Below are 14,970 nucleotides of genomic sequence, written 5' to 3' on the forward strand. Positions count from 1 at the left end.
GTTGTTCGATAATCGAACGACGTTCGATACAATAGAACAGTGTTCGATAATCCGCAAGGCGCCCGCTCGCTGTGGTGTGATGGGGGCATGCCCACTCACGATGAACCTGTCGCCGATACCGGTACGGCGGTTGGGCGAGCGCGGTCGCGCGCGTCGCACTCACTGGATTCCGTGCTCGCTGAGGCGGTGGCCCTGCTCGATGAGTCCGGGGTGGCTGGCTTGACGATCCGTGCCCTCGCCGCGCGACTCGGTGGCGGCCCCGCGAGCATCTACTGGTACGTCTCGGGTCGAGACGAACTTCTCGACATGGCGGCGGACTCGATCTTGGCGAGAGTCTTCGCATCGGTTCAGGACGTGGGGGGCGGGGATCCGGTCGATGATCTGCGCACGATCGCCGTCGCCTTGTTCGACGCCATCGTGGACAGGCCGTGGCTCGGTGCCTACGCGCTTCGGGACACGGGAACGCAACCGCATTCGCTCCGGCTCTACGAGAAGATCGGCGAGCAGACGATGCTGCTGGAGCTGACTCCGACGCAGCGATTCAATGCGACCTCTGCCGTCGTCGGCTTCGTCATCGGGGTCGCTGCAGACATGGGGCACGAACTCCCCGAGGAGGTCGTCTCAGGTGAGGTGAGTCGTGAGAAGTATCTCGACCGCGCGACGGAAGCGTGGAGGAGCCTCGACCCGGGCGAGTTCCCGTTTATCCACCACATCGTCGAAGAGTTCGCGCACCACAGCGACCGTGCTCAGTTTTGCGCTGGTCTGGACCTCCTGCTCGCCGGGATTCGGATGCAAGCCCGCGCCTGAGTGCGCAGGAGCCATGGCCCTAGCGGCCGGTGTTCGGTTGGCGCAACCTCTCTCATGGTTTGGCCTTTGTCACCTGACCTTTGATAGTGGCCATGACCATCGTGTCGGCGAGAGTCGTCGTGTCGCCGACCTCGTGACCCTCCGCAACGTCACGGAGCAAACGGCGCATGATCTTTCCGGAGCGGGTCTTCGGCAGTTCCGCGACGATATACACATCGCGTGGTCGTGCGATCGGCCCGATCTGCTCGCCGACCCACGCGCGTAGTGCGCCGGCCAAGCCGTCCAGCGAGTGCGCCTCGAGGTAGCTCTGCTTGATGATCACAAAAGCGACGACCGCCTGCCCGGTGGCCTCATCGTGTGCTCCCACAACTGCTGCCTCTGCGGTGGCTTCGTGCGCGACAAGAGCGGACTCGATCTCGGCGGTCGAGAGCCGGTGGCCCGACACGTTCATCACATCATCGACTCGGCCGAGCAACCAGATGTCGCCGTCTTCGTCTCGGCGAGCGCCGTCGCCAGCGAAGTAATACCCCTGCGCTGCGAACTTCTCCCAATACGTCTCCACAAAACGGTCGGGATCACCCCAAATTCCGCGCAGCATGCTGGGCCATGGTTCGGTGACGACCAGGAGACCGCCATCGCCGTTCGCAACGGTTTCACCGGCTTCGTTCACGACTTCGATGGACACTCCCGGCACGGCAACCTGCGCGGAACCGGGCTTGGTCGCGGTGATACCGGGGAGAGCCGAAATCATGATCGCTCCGGTCTCGGTCTGCCACCACGTGTCGACGATGGGAGCAAGGTCTGTGCCGATCACGCTCCGATACCACATCCATGCTTCTGGGTTGATTGGTTCGCCCACCGACCCGAGCAACCGCAGTGAGCTGAGGTCAAATTTTTGCGGGACATGGCGACCGATTTTCATGAACGATCGGATGGCAGTCGGAGCAGTGTAAAGAGTGGTCACGCGATACTTCTCGACGATTTCCCACCACCGACCAGGATGCGGGGTGTCGGGTGTTCCTTCATAGATCACCTGAGTCGCACCGTTCGCGAGCGGCCCGTACGCGACATACGAATGGCCCGTGATCCACCCGACATCCGCTGTGCACCAGTACACGTCGGTCTCGGGCTTGAGGTCGAAGACATTGAGATGAGTAAAAGCCGCCTGCGTGAGGTATCCACCCGAAGTATGAACGATGCCTTTCGGCTTGCCCGTGGTGCCCGAGGTGTAAAGGATGAAGAGCGGGGTTTCGGCCGGGAAGGCTTTCGCCGTGTGCTCATCCGATGCTGCCGGGACGACATCGTGCCACCACAGGTCGCGACCCTCGTGCCATTCGACCTCATTGCCGCCGCGCTTTACGACGAGCACGTGCTCGACGCTTTCCTGTTCGCCGTTTCCGCGATCAGCGAGCGCCATGTCGACCGCCGGCTTGAGTGCGGATACCTTGCCTTTGCGATACCCGCCGTCGGCCGTAATCACGACTTTTGCCCCAGCATCGTCGATGCGCGCTCGCAGGCTGTCAGCCGAAAACCCGCCGAAAACCACCGAGTGCACAGCGCCGACGCGTGCGACCGCGAGCATTGCGACGATCGCTTCGGGAATCATCGGCAGGTAAATGGCGACGCGGTCGTTGACAGTGATTCCGAGGTCTTCGAGAACGTGCGCGACGCGACTGACCTCGGCCGTCAGCTCGGCGTACGTGATGCGACGTTCGTCGCCATTTTCCCCCTCCCACAGCAGAGCGACCCGGTCGCCGTTTCCTGCCGCTACGTGGCGGTCGAGGCAGTTGTAGGCCACGTTGAGTTCGCCGTCGGCAAACCATGTCGCGAAGGGCGGATTTGACCAGTCGAGTACGTGCTCAAACGGAGTGTGCCAGTGCAGTAACTCTCGTGCCTGGCTCGCCCAGAACTCTTCCCTGTTGGCATGCGCCGACTCGTAGAGGTCTGGCGTGGCCACGGCTCCCGCTGCGAACTCCACGGAGGGCGCAAATTTACGGGTTTCGTTCATCAGGTGATCGATCTGTGTGCTCATCGAGCGCTCGCTCCTTTGCGACTAACTTTCCGCGTCACTCTATCTCGCGCTTCGGCGACTGCTCCACCTCGGATGACGCCGGGTTTCAACGACTTTTCGACCTGAGCCGATATATCAGTGCGCCATTGGCTGAAATCGGTTGGGTCGTCATTCATCACTGCGTACAGTTGTCTCGGCCGAACTTTGATTCTGGCTTCGCGGCGCTTGACCACCCCCCTGATGCATGCGTCGCGCGGGCGGCATTCCATTCCCCCATGGGATGCCGCCCATCTCTTTTCTTCCTCCCCATTTGGTTTGGCGAGCTGCGGTATCCACGAGGGACGTACTTGACCGTCAGGGGAGTGCGCGGGGTTCGTAGCGTTGAGGGATGCCTCAGCCATTTGTCGTTCAACCTCGCATGTCTGAACCCGCGATCTCGACGCATCGCAGAGACGTGCAGGCGCGGCCGAAGGCCGACCGATCGCAGCTGGCGGAGCTTCCGGCGCTTCGTCCCTTAGCCCAGTGGCTGTGTGACCCGGACACAACCGATGTCTTCGTCAACGGCGCAGATGGGCTTTTCGTCGACCGAGGAAATGGTGCTGAGAGAGTGCCGCAGTGGCGTGCGAGCGCCGACGACGTCAGGGAACTCGCGGTGGCGCTCATCGGTCTCGGTGGGCGCCACCTCGATGACGCAACTCCGTGCGCTGATGTGCGGCTCGAGTCCGGTATGCGGGTGCACGCCGTCTTAGCGCCCGTCGCGCCGGCCGGTGCAACGATTTCGATTCGCGTTCCGCGATTTGACGCGCCAGATCTCGACGAGCTTCAACGCCGGGGTGCGTTCGACGCGGTGCAACGCGCACAACTCGAAGAGATCGTTGCTCGACGCCAGAACGTGCTCATAACGGGCTCAGCCGGTAGCGGAAAGACGACTCTTCTCGCTGCGATGCTGCAGCGTGCTGTGGCATCCGACCGCATCGTGACAATCGAAGATGTCGCGGAACTTGCGATATCTCACCCCCACCACGTGCGGCTGGAGGCTCGTCAATCGAACCTGGAAGGCGCCGGTGGAGTAGGGCTCGCTCAGCTTGTACGTGAAGCTCTGCGTATGCGGCCCGATCGGCTCGTCGTGGGGGAGTGCCGCGGCGCTGAAGTGCGTGAACTGCTCTCTGCCCTGAACACAGGTCACGACGGCGGTGCTGGCACACTTCACGCGAACAGTTTGCGAGATGTACCGGCCAGGCTCGAGGCGCTCGGCTCACTTGCCGGGTTGGATGACCGTGCGCTCGCGCGCCAAGCTGCAAGCGGACTCGACACCGTCATCCATTTGGAGCGCACTCGGGAGGGCCTCCGCCGGATCGCAGGTTTCGGCGCGCCGGCCGTCGAAGATGGTCGACTCGTCATCAGCGAGGAGCGGTGATGAAACTTCTGCGGCGAGCCGCCGACGCGGGCGATGATCGTTCCGCGGCTGCGGAAGCCGTGCTTCGGCTTGCGGTGCTGCTGCAGGCCGGCATACATCCCCAGCGCGCCTGGCAATACCTCGCTTCGTCAGGGGATGCCGTTGCTCAGCGTGTGCAGGCGGGAAGCGACATCGCCGCCACACTTCGAGAAATCGGGCCCGACTGGCAACCGGTGGGTGCTGCCTGGAAGGTGGCAGAAATAGTGGGCGCACCGCTTGCCGACAGTCTTCGCGCTGTAGCCGGTGCACTACGCGACGCAGAAGAGTGTGCCGATGAGGCGAGGGTCGCGCTGGCCGAGCCGGCGGGAACCGCGCGGCTCATGTCGTGGCTCCCGCTCGTAGCCGTGGGCCTTGCGCTGGCCCTCGGTTTCGATGTCGTCGGCGTTTTTGTGTCGCAGCCCGTCGGTGCCGTGTGCGTCATCGCGGGCGTGATGCTCATGATCTGCGCCCGGCGTTGGACGCGAAAGCTTGTGCGCGCTGCCGCACCTCCTCCGGGTGTTCCCGGACTCGATGCCGAACTCATGGCGATTGCTCTTTCGGGCGGCGTCTCTCTCGAACGCGCCCGTTCGGTGGTCAGCGGGGCGACTCAAGTGCAGACATCACAATCAACCGCGGACACACTTGCGCTTTCGCGATCCGCGGGAGTTCCTGCGGTCGAGCTCCTGCGTGCAACAGCAGCGCTGGCGCGCCACCACGCACGAACCGAGGGTCGAGTGCGCGCGGCGAAGCTGAGTTCGCACCTGCTCGTACCGCTCGGAGTCTGCACTCTGCCGGCTTTCCTCTTGCTCGGCGTCGCCCCCATGTTCCTCAGCGTTCTCGCCTCGACACCGATGTCGATCTGAGCTGCTGACAAAGAGTGCCCGCCTCACCAATCGAAGGAGAATGTCATGTTCGCCAGCTTGTGCCGAACCAACGAAACTGCGGTGCCAAAGCTTTCGCGTCGTCGCGCCGAGCGCCTGTATCGCGCGCGCACAGCGCGGCAAGGAATCATGAGCGACGACGAGGGAGCTGCCACGGCTGAGTACGCCATTGCCACAATGGCCGCCGTGAACGTTTAAAAGCATATTTGGGGAACAGCCAATCAAGAGTCTGAAATCTTCACATCACTGGGTTCTCCGGACACGAAGTGAGCCTTCGGGGCGCTGCACGTAGACGTAATCCACTCCGCCCTGTGGCACGACGCGATGCAGCTCGCTCAGGCAGGCCTCGATCTCAAAGCCCCAGACAGAGCCATCGCGGTGCTCGCCATAGACGCCTCGTGCCCAGCGGTCGAATGCGAGCATGTATGCGAAATCAGCCTTGGCATACTCCCCCGGTACCTCACATCTGGCCCATGTTTCAGGGTCGGCGAAGATTCGTGCCCAGTCCTTCGCCACGAGCTCAAGTCTCAGTGACGGCGACGGGTGTGTGTCCGAGGTCTTCGCTTTGTCCAGATCCCACCCGTGCCAGATGAGCGCTTCGAGTGCGACGAGTGAACCGATCGCCTGTGTGATAATGTCATGCGTTGCGAAAGGCGAGTCCAGGACATATTGGTTCGCGAGAAGATCGCACGCAATTTCATTCTTGTAGGATTGGACGCTGTCAGCGAAGCGAGAGAGGCCGTTTCGCTTCGGCTCCCACTGTTCGCGGACTATGTTCGGGTAACTTTCTTCAGCGCGTAAATAGGCGCCTGTCCGGTCGGGCGCTGAACCGTGGATGTGAGCCATCTCGTGCGCGACAGCCCACCGGATCGCCGCACTCGTGACTCGCTCTGAGAGAATGACATCGCGGGCGCGATCAATTAGCTCTGCAACGTCTTCACGGCGATCATCGGTCAGACCCAGATGAGTGAACAAAATCGTGCGCGACTTCGACCCTATCTCGACGTCGCGCGACGGAATGACGCTGCTAATGAAAGTCGGGAAGACCTCCGTGAGTTTCCAGCAAAGGTCGATGAATCTCGTCGTGATCAACGCATACGGGACCTTCCCCTTTTGTCGCGAACTACTTGACGGCATGTCGCGCGACTCCACAAAACCCACGTAAGTCGTGAGCGAAGTTCTCACGTCGGGTAACTCATGATCCGCAGGCATCCGCCAACCTTCGAGCCACTCATCAACCCTGGACGCAGATGCGTGGGATGCATCTGTTTGAGAACCAATCAACAAGGTATAGGCGTCGTCGGACTTCGACAGCTTCAGACCGGAACTTAGATGATTGAACGCTAGGCGTGACTTCCGAAGCCGCGCCTTGGCGGACTCCGCCAGCTCTTGCGAAGTCAGTGCAGGATACTCCGACTCAATTACATATTTACGGCTCGCGTCAGTGCTGTTCTGGCGGAGAACGCGCCGTGCCTCCCTGGCCTTCCTGCCGCTCATCTTCATCGCCCCGGGCTTAGTTTGTCTATGGTGTGTCACACAAGCATTTGTTGTGGCGTTAGAGCAGATGCTACCGATCCGCGCCTAGGTGTGCCCGGTCGTGAGGTTGGTGGCAGTTCGGGTCTTGTGAAAGGCGAGGACCTCCGGGCTTAGTGGAGATATCTGACGTCTCTACCGACCGGAGGCCCTCAATGTCCCACGCTAATGCGCGCCTGACCATTCATAGCAGGCTGCTGATCGTTGAACGCACCCGCTCGGGCTGGAAGCAAGCGCATATCGCTGCGGCGATGGGTGTGCCACGCCGCTGTGTGAAGCGGTGGCTGGATCGCTACCGCGATGAGGGCCCAGTTGGCCTACGGGACCGGTCCTCCCGGCCCCACCACATCGCAAACTGCACGTCGGCGGCCAAGACTTCTGAGGTGATCGCGGTGCGCACGCGGGAGCGGGTGGGACGGGACGAGGTTGCCGTCCGCACAGGGGTGCCGCCCCGCACGGTCTCGAGGATCATCGCCCGTGCTGGCTTGCCGCGACTTGCTGAACTGGACCCGATGACCGGTGAGCGCATCCGAGCGTCGAAGACCACCTCGATCCGCTACGAGCGGGAACGACCCGGCGAGCTGGTGCACATGGACGTGAAGAAGTTTGGCCGCATCCCTGACGGTGGCGGATGGCGTTCTCGCGGGGAGACCGCGACGAATCATCAGACCCGACTCAAGGCTGCCGCCACGCGTGCCGGCTATGACTTCGTCCACTCGGTCGTTGACGATCACTCACGGTTGGCGTATTCGGAGGTCCTTCCCGACGAAAAGGGAGCGACCTGCGCTGCGTTCTTCGCACGTGCGATCAGCTATTTCACCGCCCATGGCATCACCCGGATCGAGCGCTTGATCACGGACAACGCTTGGGCGTACCGGTACTCGCTGCACGAGGTTTGCGCCGCGCACGGCATCCGACAGAAGCTCATCAAGCCGCACTGCCCCTGGCAGAACGGCAAGGTCGAGAGATTCAACCGCACCCTGCAGACTGAGTGGGCCTACCGACAGTCATTCAACTCCAGCGCTGACCGCGCCGCAGCCCTTGACCCCTGGCTCAAGCACTACAACACTGGACGACGCCACTCAGCCCTCGGAGGCCAACCACCGATCAGCCGACTGCAACCAACGTCTTGACCAGGTACAACTAGGGGGCCTAAGCGACACGACGATACGCCACGACGCGGTGACCCTCGGTCTTGCGCGGACGTAGTGACGGCACCGCTTCGAGAGGTTCGCAAGGGTCGATCCGTGTTCCGGGGAGCGCGAAGCCTCTCACCCATTGGCCGGAGTTAGCCATGAAAGCTGCCAGCTCTCTGCCGAAGGCACATGGCTGAAGGAACTGCATGCCTCGGCCCAACCCCTCTTGCTCGATCACCCATCGCGTGTACATGGCGTAGATCCCTTGGAACGTCATCACCGGCGGAACGACAGCGTCCAGACGAGTGCCGCAGAACTCCCGAACATCGGGTCGCACGGGAACAACTTGCCACAAGCTGCGCCGGCCTGGTGGTGAGAGGCTTACTGTGCCGTCCGGCCGGAGAGCTCGGACCAGAGCCACTCTGTCGTCCGAAATCACGTATAGCAGGGCCACGATGCCGAACCCCTTTTCTGCGAGTTCCGTCACACAAAGGGAGGTGTTCAGATCGAAAGCTCCGGCGATGAGCACCATTACCGGTTCGTGCTCGCCAATCTCGGGCATTCGGTGACCGAAGTGACGCTCGAACTCCGTGGCTAAGTCGACCCCGCCTGGCCCTTGGCGCACGCTCTCGGTGAGTTGGTCTCGGCTCATCGTTCGGATCACTTGCCGGTAGGCAATGACCTGACCAATGATCGCGGACCTCGCCGTGTTGACTTTGAGCTCGAAGATGTAAAGAGTGCCGTCGGAATCGATCCCGAAGAGGTCGATTCGCCCGGCGTTAATCGTTACCTCTCGCCTCGCGACAAGTATGTTCATGCCGAGCTCTGACAGTAGAAACGTTAGGTGGACGAACAAGTAGCGCCCGAGAGCAAGTTCGTTCCTAAAGGTGAACGTCACGGTTCAGAACAATCTTCCTGGTGCTTGGCTGCGGGTCATTTCGGAGGCGAATCGAAACCGTAGCAGGCCATCCTTGAACCAGAAAGAGCCAGATCAAACAAAGAAAATTGTGACTTCACTGCGTTTGCTCGTATACGAGCAGGAATGAGTGGGAGGCGCCTGTTCGCGACGGCGGCAGAATTGTGGACCGTGCTACGAATGCGGGAGAGTTCTGCGCGGCGTCAGGTTTGGCGAGGCGGTCGCGCCAGAGGAGCTGGTCATCATCGCTATCGATGTCGACGGCGTGCTCAACGCCATCGGGCGCGACGAGTCCCCTGGGCACCAAATCGTCCGCATCGGAGGATGGACGATCCACTGGAATCCGATGCTTCTTGAGCGCTGCCGTCGCCACGACAACTACATTCTCTCTGCGTGGCACATCTCGCTTCCAACCTCCCGTCCGGTGTCCGCCGCATGTGGTTCTCTTAAATTGTGAAGAACTCGACCACTGAGGACGGCGGTTCCGACATCGCGGCCGACGCCAAAGTGGACGGAGCGCCCGACGCTGCCGCTGCCGAGAACAAGATCGACAACACCGAGGCCGAGACCGCGCCGCCCGCTGCGGCAGAGACACCGAACAAGGTCGGCGCTAGCGCACGGGACGCTAACCAGATTCTCTCGACGCAGGCCATGAATTCGATCATGAGATCCATGCCGAAGACGGATCTCGGGTTCACCTTGTCCCCGACCACTAAGAAGCTTCTCGACGAAGTTCAAAACTTCAACAAACTTCTCCCCGATACGGAATCTTTCACATCGACATTCCGGGGAATGACGGGCCTAGAGGGGATCCTCGGTGATGCTGCTGCTTCGTCGATCCTGTCTAACTCCGTGCTGTCGACGAGCTTCTTCGACTCCGTCAACATGCCGGCGATCGCATCGATCAGCGAGGACACGCTCTCCATGCTGAAGGGCGTCGAGTCGCTCGGCATAACCTCCACCTCATCCGCGTTGGCTGACGCGCTCCCGACTCAGACCATCATGAACTCGCTTCTCCGGCCGATGGAGTCGCTCATCAGCGCGCAGCAGCTGGCATCGTTAGATGTCCTCGGGAGGTTGAACACCGGCTTCTTGGGTGACCTGAGCTGGATCACTGACCTCACTAAGGGCCTAGAGCTCGACAAGCAGCACCTGCCGCCGAATTGGCGAGCGGTGGGACTCGAGCCTGACGACATTGAAGACGATGTGCGGGCCATCCTGGAGGAAGGCATCCCGCTGGCGTGGGTGCCGTCGGGGCGAGTCATCGAGATGCTTCTCGCTGCGCCCGGTGCGCCGGCGCGGCGCCGGATCATCTCCAACAACCACCGCGGCATCCTCACCCACTGTGAGCGGGTGATCGGGCGCCTTCCCCGCGGCCGCGCTCTGTTCTACGTGGACATGATCCGCAAGGCGATCTTGGCTCTACGTGACGGCCACGTCGAGGCCTCCCAGGCGTTGGCAACCAACGTCTTGGACACATTAGTGAACCAGCACACGAAAGATGCATTCGATGTGAAGCCCGGAGTGTTGACGAACCCCAGCTCGTATCCGAAGTTCAAGAAGCAGAGCTGGCGCTTGACCTTGGCCGTGCATCCGGCCACGACTGTTATGCGCGGCTGGTTCACGCTCGACGACCGGCCGGGAGGGTACCGGCGCAACGCGACTTCGCACGCAATCACCCGCCACCAGTACAACCGCATCAACGCGGTGCTCGCGATCATGAATGCGACATCACTACTCATCTGTTTCGCCCGGGACACCCCAGCGTTCGACTAACGGCGTGCCGCGTGCGCGAGAAGCTGGGCTCGGAAGCCAGGGCGTGGCGGCTGACGACATCCCACCCGCCACATAGTCGTTGAGCTGGCGACAGGACGGATGTTTCGCGAAGCGGTCATATACGGGGCGAGCAAGGCGGCCGAGGTCGAGCGTCGAGCGACGAGCACCAAGAAATGTCGTACCCGAGCGCTAGCGTCGCAGGAAATATAACATCCCACCGGGGTCGCGACCCGCTGAGGGAATCCACACGGATCCTGCAGCCACGAAGCGCGAGGTACTGCACCCGGATAGTAATCGGTAAAAGGCCTGAGGGCGGGGAACCGGAAGACACTCACGTTGAGGACCTTCCGTATGCCCCTAGCACCTACTTCATCCGCCCCGCCTTTAGTCGACACTCCTCGCAGCCCTGACATAGCAGCTGCCGACAAGCACGTAGATGTGATTGACCGCCTGGTGGCCGCTGCGCCGCCACTGACTTCCGGCCAGCGTGAACGCTTGGCTGTCATCCTTGGCGGAGGCGGACGATGAGCGCCACCGACGAACAGTCTGCGGGCGGACTCGCGTCCGCCGATCGGACCGACGCGCACAGCGCGAGGACGCCCAGTTCCGCTCGCTTCGCTCGCGGGCAGAGCTCGGAGGATGGAGTGGCTACGGACCCGTTCCCATCGGGAATGGGTCGGAAGGGTTTTGAAACAGACCACCGGGCCGTGCAATCCGACTCGTTCTACCCGTTCCCAGTAGGACAGGGAACGGGGGAACGGGTCAGATCGGTCCTTACAGATGGCGACGAACGAACAGTTCCCAGTGAGGGGAACGGCCCAGGAACGGGAACGCAGCGCCGGGCAGCCCTACCCTTCACGAATACCTCACGCCCTTCTGCGCATTCCACCTCCTCCCCGCTGAGCCAAGCGAGCGGAGCGAGCGTTCCCTTATCTGCGATCCCGGCGCAGCCGGGATCTTCGTGGCTCCCAACCAATCTTGCTGAGTGCGTTAGCGGCCTCCAGAGCGGCACTCTTACCCCGCCGCGCCCGAGTGTTGGGCGGCTGACGGACGGCTCGTACTGGTTGTATGCGGGGGCCACCAATGGACTCGCGGGCGAGTCCGGCTGCGGGAAGACCTGGACTGCACTAGCGGCCGCGGCCGCCGAGCTTGAAGACAGCAACAACGTGATCTACATCGATATGGAGGACGGGCCGATCGGCCTTACAGCGCGGATGCTCGCTCTTGGCGTTCCGCCTGGCGTCCTCGCCGACCCCGTACGGTTCGCGTACGTGCGTCCGGAGGAAGCGTTCCGCGACGATGTTCGATCGATCTTTTGGGCACTCCTTGACCAGATGCGGCCGTCGCTCGTCGTCCTCGATAGCACGGGAGAAAGCATGGCTCTCGAAGGGACTGACCCCAATTCAGACGATGCCGTGGCGCTCTGGTTTCAGCGGGTCGCGACGGCGATCGCGACCCGCGGTCCAGCTGTCCTCCTGCTTGACCATCTGCCGAAGTCGGACAGCGCGGCGCCGTCTCCGATCGGCTCGCAGCGAAAGAGAGCAGCGATTTCAGGCGCTCAGTTCATTCAGACGATCGGGAAGGAGATGGCGTTCGCGAAAGGGCGTCCCGGGCAGGCGCGGCTAACTGCAACGAAGGATCGTCATGGGAACTTTGTGACCGGCGAGGTGTCCATGACGCTCACCGTCAACCCGGCGCCGAGCCGCGGCACGAGCAGCGTCGACGCATTGCTCGGTCCTATCCAGGACGACGAGTGGGCACCGACCCGGCACATGCTGGGAATCTCGGAGTTCTTGGAAGCGAACCAATCGCCGCAGACAACTGCGGCGATTAAGAAGGGCGTCAAAGGTAAGTCTGAGACGGTGCTCGCGGCTTTGCAGGTGCTCGTCGCGAGCGGATATGTGACGACTAGCTCCGGTGGACGCAACGCAACCTTGCATGAGCTCGTCAAGGCGTTCAGCATCGGCGACGCTTACAGCGTTCCCGACGGTGTCTCTGAAGGCGGCGCCCCTGCGGGAGGCTGTGGCCACCCGTGGCACGACGCGAAGTGCAACCCAGACTGGTGCCACGCGACGCATCGCGGCCGGTGCAACAAGAGGACCGAGGACGGCTACGTCCTCGACGACGACGGTGAGATCGTCTCCTATCCGCCTGAGATGGTCAGGCAGCGTGAAGAGCAACTGCGCAGGATCGCCGAACGGGAAGAATCATGATCGGTAACGTCGGTGAACGCGCCGGGCGAGCAATCAGCTCGCGGAGATCTGCGCTGCCGTCGGCACTGGGCGCCGTCTTGCGTCTCTTCGGCCTCCCGCACAGTTCCAGCCGCGCCTCGCGCAGCGAGTCTCTCGATGGGCGTAGCCCGAAGCTGGTGCGCATGGCCCGCGCAGCGGCTCCCGGAGGGCACCAGGAGCTTTTGACAAGCGAAGCGCGCTCAAAAGTGTATGGGGCTACGCCTTCTTCTGACGCGAAGGAGAACACCACCCTCAAAAACAAGTACAGGCGTGGTGTTCGGATGAACGACAGGAGAAGCCCCTCGGGAGAGCCGCCGGAGGCTCCGTGGTCTGTTGCGTCGAGGACGGAACAGACCACGGAGGAGATCGGGAGGGGAGAATCGTGAGTTACACGATGACCTTCGACGTGTCCCACAAAGTGGGGCGCGGAGGCCACGCGAAGAACTTCTTCAGGCACATCGCACGAGATGCCGACCAGAAGGCTGGCTTTCACTTCTCACAGTCGAATCCGAACATCGTTTCTGAGAGAACCGTTTTCAATCTCACAAGGGTGAACGACGGTCAGGGCGGGGTTCGGCGACTGGAGTCAGTCGCCGGACGTCCACCGTCTGACGAGCTCGACGAGTACCTCAAAGAGCGCCTCAGTACGGTGCAACGGGCACTCCGCAAGGATGCGGTCTTGATGCGTGGAGTGATCCTGCAGCTCGATCCCAAGTGGTTCGACGACCACAACGCTGATTGGCGCGAGGAGGGACCGAGCAAGGAAGCGTACGCCTATATGGGTGCAGCGTTGGACTGGGTCGTGGGAGAGTTTGGCGCCGACAACATCGTGGGATTCTCCGTTCATCTAGACGAGGTGAACCCCCAGATACAGGTTGCGATCGTCCCCATATCAGCGGACGGAAGGCTTTCTCAGAAAGACTTCTTCAAGGGGCCATCCGATCTGAAGCGGCAGCACATGGAGCTTCGCGCTGCCGTGTCATCCGCCGGCTACGACGTGGAATATCGGGTCACTGAGCGCTCAAGGGAGCATCTCAGTAGCAGCGAGTTCCAGCGGAAGGCGGACTGGCTCAAAGATGCCGCCTCGGCCATAAAAAACGAACAGCAAACCAACAAGTCCACGCGGCATAGGTTGACTTCTCGCGCATCGAAACTTGATGAACGCGAGACAGAAATCGTCCGAAGAGAGCGCGAGTTGGCGGCGCATAAAGCAACTGCAGAGCTAGCGATCCGAGAGGCGACCGAAAGCCGCCACCGCGCCCAGCAGGCGCAGCATGCGGCTGATCAAGCGCGCAAAGATGCCGATGCCGAGCGAGAACGCATGCGCGATCTCAGCGCACGCCTTGAGCACGTGCCTGCGGATGTTGATCGTTGGCTAGACAAGGTAAAGATCGGGCAAAAGCCTCTGCGTGATCTCTTCAACGCTGACATGCGCAAAGCCCGCACACTAAGGCGAGAAGTGATCGGGCTGATGGGGCGAGACGATCAGCCCGCCCCGAAAAAGGACTTCGATCGTGAGCGATGATCGATCGGAATAAGTAGGGGGCATGTAGTGACCGCGAACTGGCCACCTTATGGGCAGTTAGCGGTCACTAGATCCGGTGAACAGCGATTTTCGGGATCACTGGACTCCCGATGACCTAATCCTGGCCAACACGAGACCATCCGGAGGCCACCATTGGACCCCGTGGTGAATAGCAGACCAGTTGGTGACCCGAAGCTGGCCACCAACTGGTTCATCGCCGGTCACCCGATCATGCTTGGAAACGGGATCTGGGCGTGTCGGTCGCTCAGCCACGATACGGCGAGCGATTCCGAGTGCTCCGCTCTCACGACTACTTCGTCTTAGGCCTAGGTTTCAGGCGCGCTTTTCGGTGCTTATCCGGGATCGTGAGGTGAATTCACGCCGCGAATACAGATGTTTCGGCCCGATGAGTTGCTGACGGCATGCCCGCGACTCATTCCAAATGAGTCTTTTCCGATACGCATGCGCGGTGATCGAGGTCTCATTCAGCGCCGCTCGACTCGAACCAATCTCACTACGCTGGTCACACAGCCCCTGTCCGTTTTGATCAGGTTTAAGGCCCTGCACTCGTGCAGGGCCTTGCTACTTCCAGAAAATCGGCCGGTCCTGAAGATATTTGCAGTCTCTACAGCATCAAGAAGTCGATTCCGCGCGCTAGCTGCGGGCTACTCAGAGGTTGGATGTCGCTGATCATGGCCCGATCAGCACCTACATGTCGA

The 14,970-nt window shown here is 61.6% G+C and carries 12 protein-coding genes; 8 read left to right on the top strand and 4 right to left on the bottom strand.

Annotation, left to right across the window (positions count from 1 at the left end):
* Positions 1-39: 39 nt before the first annotated feature.
* Positions 40-807, top strand: coding sequence for a TetR/AcrR family transcriptional regulator (locus tag G6N83_RS10355; protein WP_241246185.1), 768 nt, complete (start codon positions 40-42; stop codon positions 805-807).
* Positions 808-859: 52 nt separating this feature from the next.
* Here the strand turns inward: G6N83_RS10355 and acs are convergent, their stop codons facing one another.
* Positions 860-2,839 (bottom strand): acetate--CoA ligase, encoded by a 1,980-nt coding sequence (gene acs / locus G6N83_RS10360; RefSeq protein WP_165141790.1) that lies wholly within the window; start codon positions 2,837-2,839, stop codon positions 860-862.
* Between the two features lie 367 nt (positions 2,840-3,206).
* On the opposite strand from acs, the gene G6N83_RS10365 reads away from it, so the two are divergent.
* From G6N83_RS10365 to G6N83_RS10375, 3 genes are read left to right on the top strand one after another with little or no spacing between them, the layout of a single operon-like run.
* The gene (locus G6N83_RS10365) at positions 3,207-4,235 is read left to right on the top strand and encodes a TadA family conjugal transfer-associated ATPase (protein WP_165141792.1); all 1,029 of its coding nucleotides are present in this window, start codon (positions 3,207-3,209) and stop codon (positions 4,233-4,235) included.
* Positions 4,235-5,116, top strand: coding sequence for a type II secretion system F family protein (locus tag G6N83_RS10370; RefSeq protein ID WP_165141794.1), 882 nt, complete (start codon positions 4,235-4,237; stop codon positions 5,114-5,116). Before G6N83_RS10365 ends, G6N83_RS10370 begins: the two co-directional genes overlap by 1 nt.
* Before the next feature lie 45 nt (positions 5,117-5,161).
* The gene (locus G6N83_RS10375) at positions 5,162-5,332 is read left to right on the top strand and encodes a DUF4244 domain-containing protein (RefSeq protein ID WP_165141796.1); all 171 of its coding nucleotides are present in this window, start codon (positions 5,162-5,164) and stop codon (positions 5,330-5,332) included.
* A gap of 45 nt (positions 5,333-5,377) precedes the next feature.
* On the opposite strand, the gene G6N83_RS10380 is transcribed toward G6N83_RS10375, so the two are convergent.
* Complete coding sequence (locus G6N83_RS10380) at positions 5,378-6,319, bottom strand: hypothetical protein (protein WP_165141798.1); 942 nt, start codon at positions 6,317-6,319, stop codon at positions 5,378-5,380.
* 503 nt (positions 6,320-6,822) lie between these two features.
* On the opposite strand from G6N83_RS10380, the gene G6N83_RS10385 reads away from it, so the two are divergent.
* Positions 6,823-7,800, top strand: coding sequence for an IS481 family transposase (locus G6N83_RS10385; protein WP_165141800.1), 978 nt, complete (start codon positions 6,823-6,825; stop codon positions 7,798-7,800).
* Positions 7,801-7,819: 19 nt separating this feature from the next.
* Here G6N83_RS10385 and G6N83_RS10390 read toward each other — a convergent pair whose 3' ends face one another.
* Positions 7,820-8,620, bottom strand: a complete 801-nt coding sequence (locus tag G6N83_RS10390; RefSeq protein ID WP_165141802.1) for a hypothetical protein — start codon at positions 8,618-8,620, stop codon at positions 7,820-7,822.
* A gap of 196 nt (positions 8,621-8,816) precedes the next feature.
* On the bottom strand, positions 8,817-9,092 hold the full coding sequence (locus G6N83_RS10395; protein WP_165141804.1) for a hypothetical protein: 276 nt from the start codon (positions 9,090-9,092) through the stop codon (positions 8,817-8,819).
* An 80-nt stretch (positions 9,093-9,172) separates the two neighbouring features.
* Between G6N83_RS10395 and G6N83_RS10400 the strand changes: the two genes are divergently transcribed.
* The 3 genes from G6N83_RS10400 to G6N83_RS10410 all read left to right on the top strand — a co-directional run bounded on the left by G6N83_RS10400 (position 9,173) and on the right by G6N83_RS10410 (position 14,251).
* The gene (locus tag G6N83_RS10400) at positions 9,173-10,495 is read left to right on the top strand and encodes a hypothetical protein (protein ID WP_165141806.1); all 1,323 of its coding nucleotides are present in this window, start codon (positions 9,173-9,175) and stop codon (positions 10,493-10,495) included.
* A gap of 1,064 nt (positions 10,496-11,559) precedes the next feature.
* On the top strand, positions 11,560-12,708 hold the full coding sequence (locus G6N83_RS10405) for an AAA family ATPase (protein ID WP_165141808.1): 1,149 nt from the start codon (positions 11,560-11,562) through the stop codon (positions 12,706-12,708).
* 412 nt (positions 12,709-13,120) lie between these two features.
* Complete coding sequence (locus G6N83_RS10410) at positions 13,121-14,251, top strand: plasmid recombination protein (protein ID WP_241246340.1); 1,131 nt, start codon at positions 13,121-13,123, stop codon at positions 14,249-14,251.
* Positions 14,252-14,970 lie beyond the last annotated feature (719 nt).

This window comes from Microbacterium endophyticum (assembly GCF_011047135.1).
GTDB lineage: Bacteria > Actinomycetota > Actinomycetes > Actinomycetales > Microbacteriaceae > Microbacterium > Microbacterium endophyticum.